Genomic DNA, 630 nt, shown 5'->3' with positions numbered 1-630 from the left:
CGCTGATATCGGTCCGGAGCGTCGGAGGCGGGGCGGCGAACCCGGCCTGGACGGCAATCCGGCGACGCAGGCTCGGCGTCGGTTTCCTGCCCGCGCTTTCCGACGAGGCCGCCGCCGGCACGGCGCGGCTGGCGCTGATGGGTGCAAGCCGGGCAGGACTCCTATGAGCGCCAAAACGATCGAACGTCTCGACGGCATCGGGCCGCTGGCGGAGCGCTACGACGTGTTCCTGCTCGACCAGTTCGGCGTGCTGCATGACGGCACACGGCCCTATCAAGGCGCGGTGGCAGCGCTGTCGGCGCTGAAGCGCGCCGGCAAGACCGTGGTGCTGGTTTCGAACTCCGGCAGGCGGGCACGACCCAATGAAAGCCGGCTCATGAAACTCGGCTTCGAAGCGGGAAGCTGGGATCATTTCGTTTCTTCCGGCGAGGTGGCGTGGCGATCCTTCAGGCAGATGGCGATTTCGGGGAAGCTGCGCCCAGGGACAAAATGTCTGCTGATCAGCCGTGAAGCTGACCGCTCCGCGATCGAGGGCCTGCCTTTTGTGCTGACCGGGTCCGGCGATGAGGCCGAACTGGTGCTGATCGCGGCCAGCGAGGGCCAACGGTCGTCAGCATGACGATGTCGGGA

The 630-nt window shown here is 66.8% G+C and carries 2 pseudogenes; both read left to right on the top strand.

The features are described 5' to 3' along the window. Positions 1–167, top strand: a pseudogene (locus EN893_RS39760) (carbohydrate kinase); the annotation flags it as partial. Beyond that, positions 164–601 (top strand): annotated as a pseudogene (locus EN893_RS36820) (TIGR01459 family HAD-type hydrolase); the annotation flags it as partial. The pseudogenes EN893_RS39760 and EN893_RS36820, both read left to right, overlap by 4 nt. Positions 602–630 lie beyond the last annotated feature (29 nt).

Origin of the sequence: Mesorhizobium sp. M7A.F.Ca.CA.004.04.2.1 (assembly GCF_004022825.1) — a bacterium.
Taxonomy (GTDB): domain Bacteria; phylum Pseudomonadota; class Alphaproteobacteria; order Rhizobiales; family Rhizobiaceae; genus Mesorhizobium.
This window is presented reverse-complemented; position numbering and strand designations above follow the sequence as displayed.